The following is a 23269-nucleotide window of genomic DNA, read 5'->3' on the forward strand; positions in this document are numbered from 1 at the left end:
TTTTGGCTTTACACAAGATTTTATTTTGAAAAACAACAGCATAAAAAGACAGCACCATCACCTCACTTTCCCATAAAAAAGGTGGAGGACACGCTGTCCAATAGCTCCAAATGCTTCACATTGGCCCTGGAAAAAATATACCATACCCGCCGCGAAATGAGAGTCGAAAAAATCAATATGTTTAGGGTTTAATAATGAAAATTGACGAAATCGCATGAAATCGCTACGATTTCACAAGGAGGCGTTACAAAATGAAAATTTTACTGGTACTTGGTTGTACGATGATGTTTTTAGCCGTAGCCCTGGGAGCGTTCGGGGCACATGCTTTGAAAAAAAGACTTTCCGCAGACATGATGAGTATATTCCAGACGGGCATCCAATATCATATTGCCCACGGCTTGGGCTTGGTTCTGCTCGGAGCAGTTGCAGGAAATCTGGTCCATTCTTCTCTGGTCGTAACCGCAGGCTGGATTATGCTCATGGGTATTCTCCTGTTCTCCGGCAGTCTGTATGCTCTTAGCTTGTCCGGCGTGAAAAAGCTCGGAGCGATTACCCCGATTGGCGGGGTGGCTTTTTTGGTGAGCTGGGTGCTTGTGATTGTGGCGGTTGTACAAAATTAAACATAGCTAAAGAAAAGAGACTTGGAAAAGTAGACGCTTCCAAGTCTCCTGTGCAATTCCCGAATATGAAAGAATAATATTATTTCGTCTGTACTTCTTGCACCTTCTGAGCCGCTAACCGATGACCCTCGATGTAACGTTTGGATTCAGCCATCTGGTGTTCCTGCGCGGCTTCCATAATGATGTGAACCCCCGGCTTGTACTGTTCCAGCAGTTCCATGTATAGGCCGTAATTCATGTCACCAAAACCCGGCGGTACTGTCTCGATCTCACCTGTCGATGACAAACGCCGGTCTTTGGCATGCGCCGCGATAATTCGAGGTCCTAGTAATTGGAACGCTTCGCGGATAACCTCATCCTGCCGTTCCAGATTTTCCGTTTTCAGCAAATTGCCCGGATCAATCACTACACCGATCTGGGATGACGGTACTTCCTCCAGCAAGGTAGCCAGTTCTACTGCCGTTCCGACCAAATGATCGTTAGCGGCCTCCAATCCTACGAATACGCCCCATTTTCCCGCCTCATCGGCTAATTCACGCACGACTTCCTTTACAACCTTCCAGTCTCGTTCCGTATATGCGCTGCCATCTTCATTACGTCCGACTTCGGCAGCCACCATCGGTGCCCCTAACAGGCTCGCATATCGGATCAGCTCTTTAAAGCGTTCTACATTTTCACGCAGCAGCTCCTCATCCTGTTCAAAAAAATGCAAATAGCATCCAAGAACCGATATGGATACTCCGTGCTTGCGGAATTCCTCCGCGATAGACAGCGCCAATCCCGGGCTGAACTTGCCCGGTTTGTTAAAGTCCACATCACTGATCGCTCTCCACGGAGCCAGTTGAACATGAGTAAAGCCCGCTGCGCCTACCTTTGCAGCCAACTCGCGATAAGGCAACTTGCCAAACAAATGCGCCAATACACCTACTGTCACTGAAATCACCTCTTCTTTTTAATGTTGCGTCCTGCTTGCCACAGCACTGCTTTCCAAAGTCTCATTAATGATTTGCGTAATCCCTTCCACCTCATCATGAATAAAAAAGTGCCCCCCGTCAAAGGTGAAAATTTGAAAATTCTGATTCGTATGCTGCTCCCACGCTTCCGCATCCTGCAAGGTCATCGTGTTATCGGCCAGCCCTGTCAAGGCTGTGACCGAACAATTCAAAGGTACCGTTCGGGGCGTATACTTATACGTCTCAACGGCTTTGAAGTCCGCTCTTAGCACCGGGATAAAATAGTCGTACAATTCGCGATTGTCAAAAATGGCCTCCGAAAGCTGACCATATCGCTGCAAATGCGTTCTGAACCGCTCTGCGGGCAGATCATGGGCCCACGGGAAATCTCTCGGGACATGCGGTGCCCGTCCCCCAGATACGAACAGATGAGCTGGCTTGCCATAACCACCAGCCACCAGCTTGTAATACAGCTCGAATGCGATCATCGTTCCCATGCTGTGACCGTATATTGCATAAGGATCGCCGGGGGCTATCTCTTGACTGATCTTGAGCAGTAAATCCTCGCTCATTTCCTCGATGCTGTCTTTTAACGGCTCTCCGGAACGAATACCTCTGCCCGCCAGCTCCAGCGGGACAAGCTTAATCTGCGGAAGCAGCAGCTTTTTCCATTTGAAGCTGACCGATGCCGATCCACCTGCATATGGAATGAAAAACAATGTGATGGGTGCCATTCTTGCAACCTCCTGCCATGCTGAGTCCTAACTCTTTCATTTTAGCATAAGAAGGTATATTTACCCATTTCAAATATTTTGCAAATTCGAGAAACAAGGTCGGGGAAATCAAGCATCTTTTGCATCAGGCAGGAAACCGCTTCTTTTAGGAAGAACAGCTTTATGTTTGAATATAATAATGTGTTTGGTTTTATTTCTTTAAATTCGAGAGGAGTTCTGCGCCATGAAGTACGGTTTCTTCGATGATGCTAACCAAGAATATGTCATCCACACCCCTCAAACCCCATATCCCTGGATCAATTATTTAGGCAACGAACGATTTTTTGGACTGATCTCCAATACAGGCGGCGGCTATGCATTTTACCGGGATGCGCGCTTACGTCGCCTAACACGATACCGATACAACAATATTCCTGTCGATAATGGCGGCCGCTATTTTTATATCCATGATGACGGGGATTACTGGACACCGGGCTGGATGCCGGTCAAACGGGAGCTGGATCGGTATGAGTGCCGACATGGGCTTGGCTATACTTCAATTATGGGTGAACGTAACGGTATCCGGGCGACGCAGTTGGCTTTTGTACCGCTGTCCTTTGATGGCGAAGTACATCAGGTCAAGCTTCAGAATACTTCTGCTCAAACTAAAAAGATCAAGCTCTTTTCTTTCGTGGAATTTTGTCTGTGGAACGCCTATGACGATATGACCAATTTTCAACGCAACCTGAACACGGGCGAGGTCGAAATACAGGACTCTGTCATCTATCACAAAACGGAATATCGTGAGCGCCGCAACCACTATGCTTTCTTCTCTGTCAATCGCCCGCTGGCAGGATTCGATACAGACCGTGAAGCTTTTCTGGGACTATACAACGGGCTGGATCAGCCGCAAACCGTCACCGCCGGGCAAGCCTCGAACTCTGTGGCCAGCGGGTGGTCGCCTGTAGGGTCGCATTGCATTGAAGTAACCTTGGAGCCAGGTGAAGAAACGCGTCTTAACTTTGTACTCAGTTATGTGGAAAATCCGGAGGATGAAAAATGGGAATCTCCTGGTGTGATTAACAAAAAACAGGCTCATGCCATGATTGCTCAATTCGCGGATGAAGCCGATGTTGAACGAGCATTAAGTGAGCTGCGGGCCTATTGGAACAATCTGCTCTCCAAGTACACCATTCAGAGCCACGACGATAAGCTGAACCGGATGGTGAATATATGGAACCCGTATCAATGTATGGTTACGTTCAATATGTCGCGTTCCGCTTCGTATTTCGAATCTGGCATCGGGCGTGGAATGGGTTTCCGGGATTCGAATCAGGATCTGCTTGGTTTTGTCCACCAAATACCGGAGCGGGCGCGGGAACGGATTATCGACATCGCCTCCACTCAATTTGATAACGGTGGGGCTTATCATCAGTACCAGCCTTTAACCAAAAAAGGAAACCACGAGGTCGGTGGCGGTTTCAACGATGATCCGCTGTGGCTAATTGTCGGCACCGCTGCGTATATCAAAGAAACGGGAGACTTCGCCATATTGGACGAACAGGTGCCTTTCGACGGAAATGCAGAGCACACCGCTACCCTTTTTGAGCATTTGAAGCGATCCCTTTATCATGTGGTTAACAATCTGGGCCCGCACGGTCTTCCACTGATTGGCCGGGCAGATTGGAACGACTGTTTGAATCTGAACTGTTTTTCCGCCACACCAGATGAGTCCTATCAGACCACACAAAATTTGGAGGGGCGCACAGCGGAATCGGTATTCATCGCCGGACTCTTCGTATATACAGGACCGGATTTTATCGAGCTGTGCAAGCGCAGAGGATTAGATGAGGAAGCAGCTACGGCCCAAGCCCATGTGGATCGGATGCGGACAGCCACGCTAGAGCATGGCTTTGATGGTGAATGGTTTCTGCGTGCCTACGACCACTATGGGAATAAAGTCGGTAGCAAGGATTGTGAGGAAGGCCAAATTTTCATTGAACCGCAGGGTTTTTGCGTGATGGCCAGGATCGGAGTTGAGGAAGGTCAGGCTCAAAAAGCTCTCGACTCTACACGGGATCGGTTGGAGACCCCCTATGGCATTGTGCTACAAAATCCACCTTATTCCCGCTATTACATCAATCTGGGTGAAATATCCTCTTATCCTCCAGGGTACAAGGAAAATGCGGGCATCTTCTGTCACAATAACCCGTGGATTATGATGGCAGAGGCCGTAATTGGCCGTGGAGATCGTGCATTTGAACTGTATAGCAAAATTGCTCCAGCCTATCTGGAGGACATCAGCGACATCCACCGCACCGAGCCTTATGTATATGCGCAAATGATTGCGGGTAAGGATGCCGTTCGTGAAGGCGAAGCCAAAAATTCTTGGTTGACCGGCACAGCGGCGTGGAACTTTGTAGCCATTACCCAGTCTATTCTTGGTATTCAGCCGGAATGGGATGGTCTACGCATTGATCCGTGTATCCCTGCCGCTTGGGACGAATTTACAATCACTCGCGTCTTCCGTGGCGATACCTACGTAATCCAAATCACGAATCCACAACATATATCCAAGGGTGTAGCAACAGTCACACTAGATGGTACTATCCTCACGGACAATGTTCTGCCAGTTGCAGGAGATGGTGCTATCCATCAGGTTAAAGTGTTACTGGGCTGACAAGTACATTGGCACCTATATCGACCCCTAAAAAATTAGCTTCAACTTCGTCACATAGTATCTTATAATACGAGAATGGCTAAAGATACATTAAGTGTGGTGACATCATGAATAAGACAACACGACTTACTCAAACAACCGATTATAAATTAAAGGAAGCTCGCTGGATACGGAGGATGTTTTTATTATACTGGATGATTATAGCCGTACATTTTATTGCGCAGCTTGGTTGTTATTTATTTCTCGAATACCACGCTTCGTCTTATGAATTTTACGTTGGAGTTCTCATTGTTCCGACACTGATTATGTGTGGTTCCAATCTGCTTGCAGAGCTGGTTCATTATAAATACAACAGATATTCATTTGTGATCCTATTTATGGCAAGCACGGTCATTTGCTGGACCATCATTCGTTTAAACTACGATGTTCGGATTATCCCGGCGTTGTGCTTGTTGCCTATTTTCTCATCCATCCTGTTCTTCAATCGTCGCCTAATATGGTTTTCCTTTGTCTTGCAAGTTGGAGTCTTTTTACTTTTGCTGGCAGTGGATGGTTCGTTCCGTACCTACTTGTCGTTCTTTGATATTGTAGCGATTCTGATCTTTTTGATTATGTCCACTTTTATTGCCATTATTATTCAGGCAAGCGGCCGTGACCTGCTGTTGGATTTGTATAAAACACAGCGTGCTCACCAGGAATTAATGATTAGTAATGCGATTATTAGCAAAATGTCGATGACCGACGGGTTAACCAAGCTCTATAATCATTTGTCCTTTCAGAACTTCTATGAAAAAGCACTCGAATATGCTGAACAAGGCGCCATTATCCATCTCGCATTACTTGATATTGATAATTTCAAGAAAATTAACGACAATTACGGGCACCAGTTCGGAGATAAAATTTTGGAGAGCATTTCGCTAATCATTACAGAACAGATTACAGCTAATGATATTGCGGCCCGCTATGGTGGTGAGGAATTCGCCATCCTAATGTTCGAGCATACTTTCGAAGAAGCTTATCAAATCGCCGAAAACATCCGGCATGCAGTGGAAAAGATGATCTTTCATGAAAAAAAGCAAAACATTTCCGTGACCGTAAGCATTGGACTGAAAAGCTATACAGAAGAAATGAACAAAGATTCGTTCTTTCAGGAAGCGGACGACTATCTATATCAAGCCAAGCGTTCTGGCAAGAATAAGATAGTTTCGCTCAATCATATCGCTTAATTCGACAGAGAATACTTCGCAGGATGAATTCTCCGGCACTCGCTTGCCGGGGATTTCTTTTTTAAGAGACAATCCATTTGACAAGAATATGAGTTGAAACTATAATAGTTACAAGTGATAACGTAATTTACTTACATGAGCATTTTGCAACAATCCCAAGAGCAATTTCAAATCAGCAATATATAGATCAAAACGGTCTAGTTTGTCTATATATTGTACTTTTAAGCGCTGGGAATCGAATGATGCAAAATGCTGACATAAAATAAGTTAAAGGAGATGTTTTTCATATGTCAACACTTGTTATTGTAACCCACCCTAATCTTGCGGAGTCCCGCATTAATAAAAGATGGGTGCAAGAGCTAAAGAAGCAACCCGGCGTGACTATTCACAACCTGTATGAAGTATACCCGGATGAGAAAATCAATGTAGCTCAAGAGCAGGAACTGCTGGAGAAGCATGACCGTATTGTACTACAATTTCCTTTTTACTGGTATAGCACCCCTTCCCTGCTGAAAAAATGGCAAGATGTGGTTCTGACTTACGGCTGGGCTTTTGGAAGCGAAGGTGGCAAATTGGAGGGCAAAGAGTTACTGATTGCTCTGTCTGCCGCTAGTGTAGAGGAAAACTATCAACATGACGGACGGAACAGATACACAATCGAAGAACTGTTGAGACCTCTCGAAGCTACAAGCCACTTGATTGGTGTCAAATTGCTCCCTTATTTCGTACAATATGGTGCTGGGGTTCTGACCGACGAGCAGCTTGAGCAATCCGCACAAAAATACGCGCAAGCCGTTACTTCTTAATTGAATTGCAAGAATCCCCTTGGTTGGAGCTGCCACCTGCTGTGAAGCAGAGCGTGGCAGTCTACCGACTAAGGGGATTTTTTGATTTTGATTTTTCAAATCAGGAATGATAAAGAACTGCGTTCTTTTGCTGGTTTGCAGGAATGGGTTAATTAGCTGAATAAACGATTTCGGACGAGTGTACCCGGATTGCAGCCGTATTTTTTACGGAACGCCTCTGCAAAGTAGCTTGGATTGGAATAGCCCACCGCAAAAGAAACTTCCGTAACACTATTTCCTCCGACTTGCAGCAAATGAAGTGCCTGCTCCAGCCGTTGTTCACGCAGATCTCCAAAGACGGTTGTTCCGTACATTTCCTTGTAGCCCATTTTTAATTTGTAGTCGTTCATGCCGATCATACGTGAAAGCTGCAAGAGAGACGGCGGCTCCGCCATGTGCTCCAGCATAATTTGACGCGCCCTCTTAATTTTGGCGATTTCATCCCGGTTCAAGGAGATGGATGGATCATGCCCATTCTCGAAAAAGGTGCGTAAAGCCAGCATCCACAAATCCAATACGGCACATTCCATTTCTATATTGCGCATCAAGCCGGATTGAATTCCCTGCATTAGCTGAGTCCATTTGGAGACGGCAACTGGACTCATACGAGCCTGAAAAGCGCGAAATGAATGGGGTCCGAGTAAATCCGCAAAATCAACACTCCTTCTTCCGTCCGCCTCTTCCATAAAATAATGAAATGTCGATACCGGAATCCCGATGCCCAGCATCGTAAATTGCTCATTCGCCGTAAATTCAAAGCGAGCTTCGCCCGGCTTCAGGAGCTGTAACGAAAAATGCCCCGGCACAATTTCATGCCGTACTCCCGACGCCTGAACCTCCCGTCCGCCGCGGAAACAGCAGGTAAGCTCCACCATAGGCACAGAAGCCACAAAATCAATCGTTCGGCTTTGATGAAAGGTATAATCGGAAACCACAAGCTCCATATCCAGACGCGGGGAGCGACGGCAAATAGTACCCTTCCCCACGGTTTGCATAAGTTCCAACGGAGCCTTATCGCCTGTAACGTCAAAGTTCAGCTCCAGTTTTTCAAGAAACAGATTAAAATTATGATGAAAAGTAGCTTCCTGCACAGCGTTTCACTCCAGTATTGTTCATTGATAATTATTCTCATCATACCGGATTAATGGTGATTTGACAAAGAACCTCCTGCCGCTAGAAAATAGCAGCGATGGAGGTTCCCGTCAATCTGTTAAAATATGAAGATTTACAAAGTAACCAGTGTGCTGGACACCTGAACCATGCTTTCTTTAATGATGTTGCAGCCCTCACGCAGGTTTTCCATGCTGATCGTTAGCGCAGGCATAATTTTAATCACCGTATCGTTACGTCCGGCCCGCTCAATAATGAGGCCCCTGCTAAAGCAAAGAGCAGCTACTTCTTTGGCAAAGGCTTCTCCCAGAGGAGACACATCAATTCCCCAGATCAGTCCCAAGCCGCGAATGTCAATGAGAGGGTCAATCGTTTGAATATGTTCATACAAAAATTGCTGAACAAAAGCTTCTTTCTCTTTTACCTGTGCTTCCAGCCCTACCGTATCCCTGAACTCCAGCGCAGCCTTGGCGGCTACAAAAGCAAGCTGGTTCCCCCGGAAGGTACCATTGTGCTCGCCAGGGCTCCAAATATCCAGCTCCGGCTTGAGCAGTAGCAGTGACATCGGCAAACCATAGCCACTGATCGACTTGGACAAAACGACCATATCAGGAACGATACCCGCGCGCTCAAACGAGAAGAACGAACCGACCCGGCCGCAGCCGACCTGAATATCGTCAACAATCAGCAAAATATCATGATCATCGCACAGTTGCCGTAAATCACGCAGCCATTCAGTATCGGCAATGTTAATACCACCTTCAGCCTGTACCGTTTCCAGAATGATAGCCGCTGGCTTTTCCACCCCGGAATGGGTATCTGTTAAAAGCTGCTCCATATACAAAATGGTATCCAAGCCGTTAAACGTACTGTTAAAGGGGATGAAGGTAACGTTATTCAGGGATACACCGGCACTCTCTCTCATGGAGTTGTTACTGGTAACGGACAAACTTCCTAGAGACATGCCGTGAAATGCGCCCATAAAAGCAAAAATCCCATTTCTTTTTTTGACTTTGCGTGCAAGCTTCAGCGCTGCCTCTACCGCATTGGTTCCCGTTGGTCCGCAAAATTGCAGCTTATAATTCAAGCCCTTGGGCTGGAGAATACGCTCGGAGAAAGACTCAATAAACTCCTGTTTCGCCGTTGTGTACATATCCAGACCGTGCATGATCCGATCAGAGGTTAAGTAATCCAAAATCCGATTTTTCATAAAATCGTTGTTATGCCCGTAGTTCAAGGCCCCTGCTCCGGCAAAAAAGTCGATATATCCCTCTCCTGCCTCCGTGTACAGCACATCGTTTTTCGCTTTGTTGAAAACAACCGGAAAGTTTCTGCAATAGGATCTTACATTGGACTCCAGTGCTTCGAATGTGTTCATTGATTTCTCGTCCTCCCGCTGACCTGATTTGGAAAAAATACAAGCATGGAAAGCAAAAAAAGTGTAAATATGTAAGCTAAAATGAGAAGACAACCCGAATCTCAATGGGGTAGCCACACCAAAAAATCATGAGTACGATCACGGGAACGATTAGAGTACGGAAAAATAAATGCAAAATATTCTGTGGAGCGTAAATTAAATTCCAGAAGATTAAATGGTGGGGTTTTCTAAGGGGCCTATCAGTGGATGTCACTCCTATGTAATAAAATACCATAATTTTTTTTAAAGTCAATGCATACTTCTGATAGGTTTTGTTAAATTTTTGTAATTGAGTGTCGGGGGCTTGGTGCATTTTGTTATTTCTCCACGAAAAATGTCGGAATAGAGCTAAAAATCTTATAAATAGAGCATTTCCATATCAAAAAAGTATAAATTCGTTCTGCTTGGCTATTGGTTTGCCCGATCTCCCTGATCTTTTGACAGACTGTCCAAAGGGGGTTACTCTATCAAAAGAACTTGCCAAAAACTTTTGGAATGCATTGAACCTATCCTAACCATTTGGCTCGAATTTGATAGAAAGATAAGGAAATATCATCATGTCTAATGTTTTGATTATTGAAGATGACAATATGCTGGGAGATACCCTTTCCTTGTATTTGACTGGAGAAGGCTACAACGTTACCCGAGTGGAACAGGCGGCTGAGGGAATTGCCCGGCTGGGTATGGTGCAGCCTGATATTATTTTGCTAGATCTGCTGCTTCCAGATTTGGATGGTGTCAATCCCTGCCCACTGGTACGCAAGCATACGGATGTGCCAATCATCGTGATTTCTTCAGAAAACAATATCTCAGAGCGCATCCGTACACTTACGCTGGGAGCAGACGATTATATTTGCAAGCCTTTCAGTATGCAGGAGCTAAAGGCACGAATCGAGGCTCTTTTCCGTCGTATTGAAATCACACGGTTACAGGCAAGAGGCCTTGCGCCTGAAGCCGAGCCTGAAACAGACATTGTTTTGGATCTGGCGCGAAGAATGATTACCGTTGATGGGCAGATTGTGGAGACGACATTTTCGGAATTTGAGCTTATGAAGCTTTTTTATTTGAACCGGGGAATTGTATTCAGCCGATATGCCTTGATTCAAGCTCTTCGTGGCACAGATTCCTTTATTAATGAGAGGGCTGTAGATGTACATATCAACCATTTGCGCAGGAAAATCGAAAAAGACCCTAAAAAGCCGAAATTAATCAGGACCATCTGGGGAATTGGTTATAAATTTATGCAATAGCACGATCAGCTCCAGGGAACCGATGACTTGATTTGGTTAATCTCCTTTTGAACCAAGCTCAATTGCTCTCGCCAGTCTGGATACAGCTCCCCCGGTGAGATTTCATGGCTACGCTTCAATCCCTTTTCTAGCTCTATGACCTTTGCCAACAGCCCGGACGCAAACAGGTTTCCTGCCCCTCCCTTAAGCGAGTGGATTAATCGGAGAGCGGCAGATGACTGTCCGTTGTCCATTTTTCTCGTCAATCTTTTATCGAGATACTGGTATTCCTGAATCCATTTGTAAAGGGCAAATTGGAAAATATATACCTTTCCATCCATCCCGGCTATCGCCTGTTCCGCGTGAACACCATGTAATTCTTGCAGCCATGCTAAATGAATCCAGCTGTTTAATACTCTTACAGCATTCAGTTCATGGACAGGCTTGAGCAGCACAGCATTAATGCCTGAACGAAGGCAAACCTCCTGTTCATGCTGCGTAGCATCGGCCGTAAAGGCGATAATTGGAAGTCTGTTAAAAGCTTTCTTTCTGCGAATATGTCTGGCCGTCTCAAAGCCATCCATCTCCGGCATATGCAGATCAAGCATTACCATATCCCAGGAACGCAGCTCCAGTGACTCTAACAGTTCTCTTCCGTTTGCAACCATGGTTACTTCAAAACCGCGCTCTGCCAGGAACTCGGTAATTACCACCTGGTTAATCTCATTGTCCTCCGCTATGAGAATTTGATATTTCTGTGTTGAAATCTCTCCTTCATAACGAGGGCTCATCATCGTATATGTATCCAGAGTATTAACATCTACAGACACTGTCTTTTCCTTTTCCAGCCTCCAGCGGATAACCTCCAATACAGCGTTTCGAGTCACGGGCTTAGACAAAAAGGTATCCACCCTGCTATCCTCGTCCCCAGCCGCTACCCCTTCCATCTGGAACACTGTTGTAAGTCCAATGACCTGAGTCATCTGTCTATTTAGCAATTGAAGCCATTGTCTCCGTGTATCCCGCTCTCTAAAGCCATTCATCCCCATGTCGACCATAACCAAATCAAAATATTCGCCATTTTGAAAAGCTTCCACACATTCCTGAAAGGATGAAATGGTGTATGTTTCTAATCCTGTGCTTTGTAGTAATTCGTTCAGACTAAATCTCAACAGCTCATGCCGCACAACAATTAAGGCTTTGCCGTTTATTTGTTTTTCTATCTGTGTGCCTTCCGGATGTAGATCCCCGATATCCAGCTCGACATTAAAGTAAAACCGACTGTATTCCCCCAATCGGCTTTCAACCTCTACATTCCCGCCCATGGCTTCAGCCAAATGCTTGCTAATGGCCAAACCCAGTCCAGAGCCCCCATATCGGCGGCTGGTTGATGTATTCACTTGGGTAAAAGGGACAAACAGCTTGTTCACACCCACCTCGGAAATACCTATGCCTGTATCCTCCACCATAAAGGACAACGCTACCCGTCCGTTCTGCTGGCTTAGCATGTTCACCTCTAACAATACATGTCCCTGATCCGTAAATTTGACGGCATTAGTCAGAAGGTTTAAAAGCACCTGTTCCATCCGTAATGGATCACCTTTAACACTTTTGGGTAATTTGGGGTCCGTTATAAAAATGATCTCTATTTCTTTGTGTTCCAGCAAAGTACCCACCGTATCTGCAAGATGCCGAAGCATTTTTTCCGGCTCAAACTCCAGCCTTTCCAGTTCCAAACTGCCTGCTTCCATTTTGGAAAAGTCCAATACGTTATTGAGCATGGATGAGAGGGTTCGTGAGGAGGCGAGCAGCTTGTCAAGGTAGTCTTTTTGGACAGCAGTCAGTTCTGTCTTGTTCAACAGCTTGGACAGACCGATAATACCATTCAGCGGCGTGCGAATTTCGTGGCTCATATGAGCCAAAAAAACGCTTTTGGCATGGTTAGCCTCGTCTACCTCCTTTCTTTTCTGCTCGGAAGCTTTATACTCCGTAATATCCATTACGTGACCGATGACATGCTTGGTGATCCCGTTCTCCCTGACCGGATGTAAGGTAATTAAAGACGAGTATTCCCAAAACTCCAGCTCAAATACCGTCCGGTCACCGAACCATGCCTGTTTGTAATATTCACAAAGCTGCTCCAGCGTTTCAGAGGATAGCTCAAAAATGTCCCCGAGTCGCTCCACATGCTCCCTTCGATTATAGCTGACTTGCATATTCAGACCCATGCGCTCCAGCAAGCCTCCTTCGAGCAGCCTATAATAAAATTCGTCGCCGCTTTTCTCCAGCCTGAAGGTAAAGCCAGGTTGAACCCGAAGCACATTTAGGAGATCACGGTTTTGGTCCAGTAAACGTTGTTCATATGTATGTTTAATGATCCAAACGCGTACAAACAAAGCGATGAACATCAGACCAATCACTAGCTCCAGAACACAAGTCATCAGAGCTCTATCACTTATGCCAAAATATAAAAACAGAATTCCGGTCACTCCAAAAAAAACACGCGTGATCGTCTGCCGAATGAGCTGAGAAATCAGATTGGGGCGCCCAAATGTAATAGATGGCTGAAAAGTCAAAACAATTAATAATATCACGATAACATATAGCACCAAATCTTGAACCAAATGTTCTCCCTCCTGTAATTTCCCTACTTTGTAAGAATGAGAATATAAAAAAATCAGGACAGATTCCTTATGCCATAAGGCTTAAAGAGCTGTCCCGAGCATTCATTGTACTATAGATTCCATAGGGTTCAAGTACGTTTTAATATTTGAAACGACTGATCATCGACTTCAACTCAGCAGCCATTGTTGATAGCAGCTGAGCAGAGGCTGATATTTCCTCCATGGAAGCCAGCTGCTCTTGCGAGGAAGCGGCGACTTCCTCAGATGTAGCGGCATTACCGGTTGCAATTGTCGCCAGCTCGTTGGCTGTCGCTGCAATCTCTTGTACACTCGCTGATATCTGTTGTGCAATCGCAGCGACCTCCTCCACCTGAGGTGTGGTCTCCCGAATGCCTTCCATCGCGTCTCCCAGCTTGACAATGGTTTCTTTGGAAATCTGCAGCCCATTCTGAACCTCAGTCGTAACACGATTCATTGTCTGAACCGTGGTTTCCGTTTCATGCTGAATTTCGGCAATCAATGTGGCAATCTGTGTTGCAGATTCCTGCGATTGCTCTGCCAGCTTGCGCACCTCATCTGCAACGATGGCAAAGCCCTTGCCATGATCACCTGCTCTAGCCGCCTCAATCGCTGCATTCAAGGCCAGCAGGTTCGTCTGATTGGATATTTCTCCAATAACCTTGGTAATTTCACCGATTTCCAAAGAGCGGGCTTGCAAGGCTTGAATCATTCGGTTAGATTGCTCTACCGAATGGTGAATGGAATTCATTTGTTCGCCTGTTTGCTCAACGGATTTCCGTCCTTCCTCTGCTTGTAAAGAGGATCGTCTGGCCAAATCGGCTACCGAGATTGAGCGTTCCGCAATTTGTGTGACTCCCTGTGCAATTTCATCAAGGGCTACTGAGTTATTTTCCAGGCCTGTAGTCTGCTTCTCTGCTCCACTGGCAATTTCCTGAACAGCCTGTGATACCTGCTCACTTGCAGCACTGGTTTGTTCTGCGCTTACCGTTAGCTCGTTCGAGGATCTAGCGACATGATCTGCACTTTCCCCTACGTTCTGAATGACAGATCGCAAGTTATCCTGCATGTTTCGGAAAGCCAGTCCCAATTGTCCAATCTCATCTTCACTCTTCACTTGAATGTCCTGCGTCAGATCCCCTGCGCTCACATTAACCGCTTGTTCCTTCAATTTTAAAATAGGTTTGATGATGGAACGAATCAGGAAATAGACAATGATTATCCCCACCACAAGACACCCGACGACCGTAAGCAAAGTGCTGATCAAAATCGGCTGTGCTGCTTCATCCACTTCAGATAAATACAGCGTTCCGCCTATTTTCCAGCCTGTCAGCTTGTTGGTCGCATAGTTCATATATTTGGACTGGCCTTCATACCGATACTCGTATTCACCAGCGTCGCTCTCATACATGGGTGATTCAATATCTGCTATTTTGGTGCCTGGTGCCTTCGTCGGATGAACAATGTAAGTGCGCTTGCTGTCCAGCAATATGGCATAACCTTCACGACCTACTTTAATATTGTTCAGTGTCTCCTTAATACCGCTAATTTTCAGATCGATGCCAATAACACCCGAACCATCCGTCGTAGCCCTGGATACCGTAACCGTCATTTGCTTGGAGGATGCGGAGAGATAGGGCGCACTAATCGCTGTTTTTGCTTGTTCCTTTATGGACTGCTCATACCAGGATCTGACTCGGGGATCATAATTATCCGGTAATTCCTTCTGTGGATAGGTTGTAAATTTACCACCCTTCGTTCCATAATAAATGGATTCTGTTTCAGGATGGAGTGCAATATATTGCTTAAATAATTCTTCCAAATTCGCCGCTTGTTCCTCCGTCTCCACCAGGTTGCCTTTTAGCCTTTCAGCGAAATATTCTGCATCATGCACCTTGGGTGAAATGGCGCTATCAATAATAAAATTAGTGCGGGTGATGACCTGCTCGGCGCTATCTTCAATCTGGTTTAGAATCTCCTGTCTGGCGCTCACAAATGATAGAGCCCCAACAATCATAGATGGTATAATCAAAAAAGCAATAAAAGCGACCATCAGCTTCGTTTTAAAATTATTGCTGAGCATCCTTCCCACGTGCCATGGTTTTCCTGCAAACTTCTTCATTAGTCAACATCTCCAATTCATCATCTGGATTGCTTGCATATTGTGAACCACTTCGCTTTGCCAATGATTATTCACTCGACAAATTCACTTCCCCTTTTCCGTTCTTCATCATCTCCCTCTAAAACACTTCGACACAAAAAAGATATAAACACGACAACGAATAGGTATATGTACTTAGTTTTGAATGAAGCAAGGCTCCTTGGAACCGATTCCTTAATATAATATACCTAAAAACTATTAAAAAAAATGCACAGAACATGTTAAGGAAATGTTAGTTTTAACTCACTATACCTACCTCTAAACATGAGATAATCCCCTTGAGGTTGGCATACATAAGGTCATTTTTCGAAAATCACCATATGCTTGTTACCCCAAGGGGATCAAATTTGTTTTTTATTTTAGGTTAATCAATTCAGTAAAGCCTTAAGATCATCGAGACGGGTGACAGGTGCCTGGCAGGCGAAATGCTCGCACACATATACGGCTGGTTTGCCATCCACAAGAGCGTAATCACGGATAAAAGGAACCGTCTCTGTAATCTCCGGCTGTCCTTCATCCTTCAAAATAATCACTGTATGGGGTCTGAATCCTGCTCGAACCGCCTGAATGAACTGTACGGTCTGCGGATCATCCCTATGGCCCACAATAACAATCTCCTTCGTCGTTCCAGTTGCATACAACAACGAACTGAACAACGCCGAATAGCCTGACGGGTAATGAGCAACCATGCCGCCAAAAGCCTTAAACTGCTTGGCTGCATAGTCCTCCAATCGAGATTCACCCGTTAGCCGCGCAAGCCTCACAAAATTATGGGCCGCGATACTGTTACCCGACGGAATGGCTCCGTCATAAATTTCTTTAGGCTTGGCAATCAACTGCTCGCTATCTGACCCGTAAAAGAATAATCCGTCCCGTTCTTTATCCCAGAACAGGTCGATCATATCCTGATTAAGCGTCAGCGCCCGTTGCAGATATTGTATGTCAAAGGAGGCCTGGTACAGCTCAATCAAGCCCCACACATAAAAAGCATAGTCATCAACATAGCCGGGATAAGCTGCATCCCTGTCCCGATAACGCGCCAGCAGCCGTCCGTCGTCCCGTCTCAGATGGTTCCACAAGAACGTCTCTGCCCTCTGTGCCAGTTCGGTATATTTAGCCTCTCCAAAAGCCTGTCCCGCCTTCGCCAAAGCAGCGATCATCAACCCGTTCCACGAGGTCAAAATCTTGTCATCCTTGTGAGGGTGAACCCGTTGTTCCCTGGCAGCAAACAGCTTAGCTCGCAGCTCACTGGCCCTTTGCTCCAATTCCTGTTCGGTCAAGTCATGCTTGATCCCGTAGGCTTCCAGATTTATATCAATCAGGTTCGGAATGTTATGTCCTTCGAAATTGCCGTAAGGTGTAATCCCGTACAAATCGTTAAAAAAGGCGGCATCCTTATCGCCCAGTATAGCCCTTACCTCAGACTCGTCCCAAACATAGAATTTGCCCTCTTCTCCTTCGGAATCCGCATCCTCCGCCGAATAAAAACCCCCTCCTGCATCTGTCATGTCCCTTGCGATATATGTAAAGATTTGTTCCGTAATCCGCCGGTACAGCTCCTTGCCCGTCACCTGCCAAGCCTCTGTATACGCGATGGCCAGCAGAGCGTTGTCATACAGCATTTTTTCAAAATGCGGCACCAGCCACTTCTCATCCACTGAGTACCGTGAAAATCCCATACCTACATGGTCGTAGATTCCGCCCCGATACATCGCATCCAGCGTCTTCTCTGCCATTTCCAGTGCCTGTTGATTTCCCGTATGCTGTGCATATCGCAACAAAAAAGACAAGTTATGCGGAGAAGGAAACTTCGGAGCTTCCCCGAAGCCGCCATATTCCTTATCGAAGGTATGACTGTACTGATGGAAAGCTTTATTCAAGCTCTGTTCATCCAGTTCACCGCGATACCCCGCAAGCATGTCCTGTCGCTCATGCTCGGTTAGTACCTGCTCACTCAGCTCCACCAGCTCTTCGGGCTGCTCCTTCCACCGGGTTCCCACCTTCTCCAGCAGGTCCAATAGACCGACACGGCCAAACTTTTGCTCCTTGGGCAAATACGTACCCGCAAAAAAAGGCTTCTGATCCGGCGTCATCAGAATCGTCAGCGGCCAACCCCCATGCCCCGTCATCGTCTGGCAGATGGACATATAAATATGATCCACATCCGGACGTTCCTCCCGATCCACCTTAATGGATACATAGTCCCGGTTTAATATCTCCGCAACCTCTTCATCCTCGAAGGATTCTCTTTCCATTACATGACACCAATGACAAGTTCTTATATTATACCTATGTTAGCCCGAAGGCTAACTATAGCCTATACTTAAAAATACAGGTTTTCCCTCTCGTTTAGCCTTTGTAAAGGCTTCAGGACTCCATGAGAGCCAGTTTACAGGGTTATGAGCATGTTGTAAGAGGTACGGGCTTCTTTCGCTAATAAGGCTGTTTGTATGTTTGTGCTTAACGGTTTCGTCACGCATCATAAATCACTCCATTCATAAAAAATAGGGAGTCAATTAAGACTCCCTTATAGTTTACCCAATTTTACAAAATTGTTATATGTATGATTGATATTTTTTCTAGCTTGATCTGAAACTTTATTTAAAGCTCTTATGTATACTTTATCTCCATTGCTTAATGTTATTAGTTCAAATTCTGGGACATTGTTTCTTAACAATTGAAAATTGATTAATGTCAATATTGCTACTCCTTATTATAGTTTAATAATTACTTTCTATTTTCAATTCTATGCCTTCTTAACTTGCTACCCTATCCCTTTCAATCCTAACCGTAAACACATCTTAGGATCACTTCTAGTTTGTCTGAGCAGTAATAATTGTCTAGAAACGCCCTGACAACTTCATATGGATAATCTTCATCCATTATGACTGTCATAATAAACTGTTTCGGCTCTATATGTATTCCATCTGTACTGAGTTCTCCAGCTACGAGAGCATACTCGTTTATAAGGTCTTGCAGAGTTGTTTGTTTACTCAAATATATATACTCCAATTTTTTGTGTTTTTTGCGCTGTAAAATGCCAATTTTATAAACTATCCGTTGAAAACTAACCAGAGGAATCCATACATTAAAGCGATTAATCCTATAATACCGAACAAGCAAAAAAGTAAAAGCATAAGAACAAATTTTTTACCTTCCATAATAACCACCTCATTAAAGAATATAAAACAGGTAGAAGAAGTCGGCTACTTCATTTCATCTAATCTACAAACCGCCTCTATGGTAAGTCTATGCTGCTGCATGGGAAACGTAAAGATGAGTCCCCAAATTAATTTTAGCGCTATAATCCCTATAATTTATGTACAACAAAGCCAAGGAATCAGAATCAGCTTCCACATCTTTTTGCTGCTTATGTAACTGTAAACAATAAAGAGAATCCAATTTACAGACAGTCACTTGTGACTGGATGACGTAGCAATAGCGCAGCGCTTGCGGAGAGTCTTTTGGACTTGATCTTTAAAAGCTTTAAGTGCAAGGGAAACTCAGTGGCAATAAAACTATTCCGCTACGCTGCATAGTAGTATTACTTGTCACCGTTTCCCCTCTTGCCTACGGCAATTCACCCCTTTGCTCCTAATTTTGTTTTTTTCAATTTGATTATGGTATCCATGCTCTGGACGCACAAAAAGCAATATAAACAAAGGATTATTTATCAATTTTATGGATTGTGGGTATCTATATAGGCATTTTTCCACCGTTTGGACGCACTGTTTGGACGCAACATTTAGTCAAAAACTATATGTTTAGCCAATATCCAATACCTCTTGTTATAGTTTGGATTGGCATCACCATTATCTAATCGTCTTCTTCTATCCTTGTTAATTTTAGAATCATTGTTTATATTGTACGGTAGACTGTTCTTTTGAAAATAAATATTGAATTGCTCAACATCTTTTTGTTGTCTGCCTCTTCCATCACGCAAGTCTACTTTTTTAATTAGTTCTGTTTGTTCTTCTTTGTATAAACGTTTACCTATAATTGCCTCTAAGTAATCTGTAATATCAGCTTTTTCATATGTATCATCCAATATTGTATATACATCTTGTTGAAGCTTCGTTTTTATGTAGTTCATATATCCGTTTTTTTCACTGGCTACTTGTTCAAAAAACTGCTTGTCATAGATTTCTTTAAAGAACATCAAATCATTGATAGCTTTATCATATCCAACTTCATTATTTACTGGGCGATCATATATAATGCGATTAGATTGCTTCTTATACTTCTGTACATAACTTGATGCTCCATGTTCTTGTAGGTACAAAGCTGGCTCTATCTGTCTGTTACAGTCTCTAATTAATTTGTTTAACATTTTATTCGAGGTGTCCTTAATGATTACCGTGACTTTGTCCGATTGGTCGATGATTCTTTTTCGTCCTAGACACTGAATCAGAACATCTACATCCATAATATCTACAACAACATATTTGATCTGTTTATCTTTGAGATTGATGCCATTGTCTAAGGTTGAGGTGCTAAATATAAATTGTTCATCAAATTTTTCATCAATCAACATCTTACTAACCTTTTCTTTGTTCATATATTTTTTCTCTGAAGCAGTTCCAGAAGGTGAACACACAAACATCGAATCTTTAAATGTATCATGTAGTTTGAAAGCCTTAGCTGAACTTTTAGTGAAACAGATTACCTTGTGATTCTTGGGTATTTGACGTAGAAACTTTTCCAACACTTTGTCATTCTGATAGAAAATCAATTCCTTGATGTGACTGTAATCATGAGGAATAGAATAACTTTCGTGTTTTATATCTTTATACTTTAAGAATGCAATCATTGCATCAGCAGTTGCAGACATACTATTCTTATCTTACTTTTCTCATTGATCATCGCATAGAATGAATCTTCTGTGTTCTTGTTGTATCTTGACTCAGTTAGAAAGTAATGAAACTCGTCACACACTATGTATTTATAGTCCTCTTTCACAACAACACTATTTTTTAGTAGCTCCCATTCATACTTTTGATACAAGATGATTGTGATTACATCCGACTTGCCATCACGTTTGATTTCCTCCTGAAACTGTTCATTTAGCCTAGTTCGATTGAGGAAAAAAAGAATTCTAGACCTCTCCTTCTTCGCTATGGGATAGAGTTCATTTTTTATAAAGTGACTTTTGCCAACGCCTGTACCAGCTTCAATAGTAATGATATCTCCACGTTGCCATGTGTGGATATGTTCAGTTAGTACATCTGAAACAGTAATCCTTTTCTTAGTTGATTGTGTCAACTAGTATCTCCTTTCTGTTCAGCACAAAAAATACCTTTAATTAAGGATAAATAGACAATTTTCATGAATGACTGTTATCACCGCAGAAGTATAGACTACTCCCGTCTTTCTTATATCCAGTTTTCAAAGATCGCACAACAAATAAACTTAACGATCCATTTCAGATAGAACAAATAAAAAAATATTAAGTTGCCAATCCTAAAAATAATTTTATTCAGACTATCCAATCTAGTATTCATCTCATTTACTTACTGTGTTTTAAATCTACTTTGTTAATTGTATTCGTGGTAATGCAATATGTATTGTCAACTACTTAACTTTTATTTCCTTTGATCCCGTTTTACCTTCGTCTCACTTTGTTTCTCCTTTTCTTCGTAATTCCAACTGGAGCCTGTCACGCTCATTTGGTGTATTTATAATATAGCACTGTCCTACGATACTGTCAACAACATTTCTCAAATCATCTACAAACTGGATTCTATGTGTTTATCCGTATGTACTATAAAAAATGTATATAATGAAGAAAAAAATCAAGTCGTCTTATGTCAACCAGATTGATACTATCCCACAGTTTTCTCCAATCACAAATATGCAATGTCTTTCAGATGGACATTTTGACCATCTGCTTGACTGTCCTATCCAAGCACAACAATTTGTCACGGTGGATATTATTTGACGCACCTTCGTTTGAAGCAAGGTGTATGCAAATGCCATCCCCCTTTATTCAGGTGTGTTAACTATACAAACAAGCTCATCCCCTTTTAAGGAATAAGCTGAAATTTCTTGTATGGCATTGATATCGAAATGTAGCCTACTTATCTTCATCATTAAAAATGGCTTCAAACTCTTCATCTGTATAATCTCTATTGCTAGGTACATGATAACGCTGAGGTATTCCGTTATGATCTAATATGTGATCAACAACCCCTTCTCTATCCGAAACAACAAAAGTAATCTCATCATCACCTTCATAACTCTTTGGAGTGATATCAGCCAAGACTAACCAAGCAGCTCCCTCAATCTTGTAAAATTCCGAGTAAAACTTTACGGACTTTTCAATGTCATCATGTATTACTCCATATAACTTATATTTTTCTTGATAGTCCTGAGCTATTTTTTTAGCTTGTTTAGCTGTTAAATTTGTATTCACTTTTTCATCCATTATTCTTCATATCCTTTCCAACTAGCTAGAGGCCACTGTCCGTTTCTCAATTTGTAAATATATCTCTGTGCTTCGTATATTTCTGAGGAGTTAAATTTGTCCTTACTTTTCATGATTTCATTATAAACATATTCTTCTTTTTCTATAGTCGATAACTTCATATATCTTTCTCTTCCCAGTTCTCCAAAGTGTTTTGCATGATAAGATTCGTGAATCGCACTTAAGTAAGAAGCATCAGGTCGTAACACAATCTGTCCTGTACGGGGATTAAAGCCACCTACAGCTTTTTCGGGAAGTATAGCCCCCTTTTTATCAATCAAAACCTTTACATCAATATCATTCATTTCTTTTTTAAAACCTTTCATCTCACTGACATTCATAATTTTCAGTCCATCTGGCGTTATCCTTCTCTGACCACTTACAGGCATCTCTTCCCACGATTTTAAATCTAAATCGTGACCTTTGGGAAATGGTCTTACCTCACCGTTAAACTTGATTGTATTACCAATCCCAAGTTTAGGCTTGATTATTGAACTAACTCCACCCACCATTCCTGCTGTACCGATCATATTAGCCCAGTGTTCCTTTGACCAGGCATCATTGGGATTAAATGCCCCCTGAATCATACCCGTTACTCCAAATGTACCGAAATTGAGCATGTCATTCCACGAATCGTTTTGTTTAGCTGCCCGTTCCATGTACCCTTGGTACATTCCTTTTGGAATACCATATGACATATAATCTAAGAAGCTCCAAACCGAATCAAACTTTTTCTCATAACGTACTGAATTAGCGTCTACAAAATCCTGACCTAGTTCAGTTAAGCTATCTGCCGATTTCTGAAATGCGTTTCGTGTATCTGGAGCAGGAACAGCACATGAATTAGGTGGAGGTGGTAAACAACTCGCATCAATGCCACCTGCTTCCATCAGATCTGCTAATCTGAATTTATCTGCATGGTGACGTAACTCCCTAGCAATAGAATCCGTCAGGGTAACAAAGTCATACATATTCTTCTGAGAGTTCTGGAAGAAATAGTAAAAATGCTCTTTAGTCAGTCCTTCCCACAATTGCCCCATAGATGAAATTTGTTGTGCTAAATTGCTATTCATTTGAGTTACTAATAGTTGTGCCCGTTCGAATTGCTTGGATACAGTCATTAACTGCTCGGGCGTTACTCTAATGGTTGTCATAATATACCTCTGTTTGAGTTCGTTATGACATAATAACACGATTCAAATTTATGGAA

At 43.4% G+C, this 23269-nt stretch carries 15 protein-coding genes and 1 pseudogene; 5 read left to right on the forward strand and 11 right to left on the reverse strand.

Annotation, left to right across the window (positions count from 1 at the left end; genetic code table 11):
- The first annotated feature begins 251 nt into the window (after positions 1-251).
- Positions 252-620: a DUF423 domain-containing protein gene (locus tag QD47_RS09510; protein ID WP_044645900.1), complete on the forward strand. Its 369-nt coding sequence runs from the start codon at positions 252-254 to the stop codon at positions 618-620.
- Positions 621-699: 79 nt separating this feature from the next.
- Here QD47_RS09510 and QD47_RS09515 read toward each other — a convergent pair whose 3' ends face one another.
- Complete coding sequence (locus QD47_RS09515) at positions 700-1554, reverse strand: sugar phosphate isomerase/epimerase family protein (RefSeq protein WP_044645901.1); 855 nt, start codon at positions 1552-1554, stop codon at positions 700-702.
- A gap of 18 nt (positions 1555-1572) precedes the next feature.
- The gene (locus tag QD47_RS09520; RefSeq protein WP_044645902.1) at positions 1573-2307 is read right to left on the reverse strand and encodes a thioesterase II family protein; all 735 of its coding nucleotides are present in this window, start codon (positions 2305-2307) and stop codon (positions 1573-1575) included.
- A 223-nt stretch (positions 2308-2530) separates the two neighbouring features.
- Between QD47_RS09520 and QD47_RS09525 the strand changes: the two genes are divergently transcribed.
- From QD47_RS09525 to QD47_RS09535, 3 genes are all read left to right on the forward strand, one after another.
- On the forward strand, positions 2531-4966 hold the full coding sequence (locus QD47_RS09525) for a GH36-type glycosyl hydrolase domain-containing protein (protein WP_044645903.1): 2436 nt from the start codon (positions 2531-2533) through the stop codon (positions 4964-4966).
- A 107-nt stretch (positions 4967-5073) separates the two neighbouring features.
- Positions 5074-6192 carry a GGDEF domain-containing protein gene (locus tag QD47_RS09530; protein ID WP_044645904.1) on the forward strand — a complete coding sequence of 373 codons (1119 nt, stop codon included), beginning with the start codon at positions 5074-5076 and terminating at the stop codon, positions 6190-6192.
- A gap of 287 nt (positions 6193-6479) precedes the next feature.
- Positions 6480-6998, forward strand: a complete 519-nt coding sequence (locus QD47_RS09535; RefSeq protein ID WP_044645905.1) for an NAD(P)H-dependent oxidoreductase — start codon at positions 6480-6482, stop codon at positions 6996-6998.
- 152 nt (positions 6999-7150) lie between these two features.
- On the opposite strand, the gene QD47_RS09540 is transcribed toward QD47_RS09535, so the two are convergent.
- A complete protein-coding gene (locus QD47_RS09540) occupies positions 7151-8128 on the reverse strand; it encodes a helix-turn-helix transcriptional regulator (RefSeq protein ID WP_044645906.1) in 978 nt (325 codons plus the stop codon).
- Between the two features lie 134 nt (positions 8129-8262).
- Positions 8263-9525 (reverse strand): diaminobutyrate--2-oxoglutarate transaminase, encoded by a 1263-nt coding sequence (ectB, locus tag QD47_RS09545; protein WP_044645907.1) that lies wholly within the window; start codon positions 9523-9525, stop codon positions 8263-8265.
- A 596-nt stretch (positions 9526-10121) separates the two neighbouring features.
- Between ectB and QD47_RS09555 the strand changes: the two genes are divergently transcribed.
- Positions 10122-10814, forward strand: coding sequence for a response regulator transcription factor (locus QD47_RS09555; protein ID WP_044645909.1), 693 nt, complete (start codon positions 10122-10124; stop codon positions 10812-10814).
- Between the two features lie 5 nt (positions 10815-10819).
- Here the strand turns inward: QD47_RS09555 and QD47_RS09560 are convergent, their stop codons facing one another.
- The 7 genes and pseudogenes from QD47_RS09560 to QD47_RS09595 form a co-directional block, all read right to left on the reverse strand.
- On the reverse strand, positions 10820-13417 hold the full coding sequence (locus QD47_RS09560) for a response regulator (RefSeq protein WP_044645910.1): 2598 nt from the start codon (positions 13415-13417) through the stop codon (positions 10820-10822).
- A 139-nt stretch (positions 13418-13556) separates the two neighbouring features.
- Positions 13557-15557 (reverse strand): methyl-accepting chemotaxis protein, encoded by a 2001-nt coding sequence (locus QD47_RS09565; protein WP_044645911.1) that lies wholly within the window; start codon positions 15555-15557, stop codon positions 13557-13559.
- Positions 15558-15964: 407 nt separating this feature from the next.
- A pseudogene (locus QD47_RS09570) lies at positions 15965-18076 on the reverse strand (thioredoxin domain-containing protein).
- Between the two features lie 1265 nt (positions 18077-19341).
- On the reverse strand, positions 19342-20427 hold the full coding sequence (locus tag QD47_RS09580) for a hypothetical protein (protein WP_044645914.1): 1086 nt from the start codon (positions 20425-20427) through the stop codon (positions 19342-19344).
- Complete coding sequence (locus QD47_RS09585) at positions 20403-20858, reverse strand: DEAD/DEAH box helicase family protein (protein ID WP_044645915.1); 456 nt, start codon at positions 20856-20858, stop codon at positions 20403-20405. The genes QD47_RS09580 and QD47_RS09585 overlap by 25 nt, the downstream gene beginning before the upstream one ends.
- 811 nt (positions 20859-21669) lie before the next feature.
- Complete coding sequence (locus QD47_RS09590) at positions 21670-22020, reverse strand: hypothetical protein (protein ID WP_052646743.1); 351 nt, start codon at positions 22018-22020, stop codon at positions 21670-21672.
- Positions 22020-23213, reverse strand: coding sequence for a WXG100 family type VII secretion target (locus QD47_RS09595; protein WP_044645916.1), 1194 nt, complete (start codon positions 23211-23213; stop codon positions 22020-22022). Before QD47_RS09595 ends, QD47_RS09590 begins: the two co-directional genes overlap by 1 nt.
- Positions 23214-23269: the final 56 nt, after the last annotated feature.

This window comes from Paenibacillus terrae (assembly GCF_000943545.1).
Taxonomy (GTDB): domain Bacteria; phylum Bacillota; class Bacilli; order Paenibacillales; family Paenibacillaceae; genus Paenibacillus; species Paenibacillus terrae_A.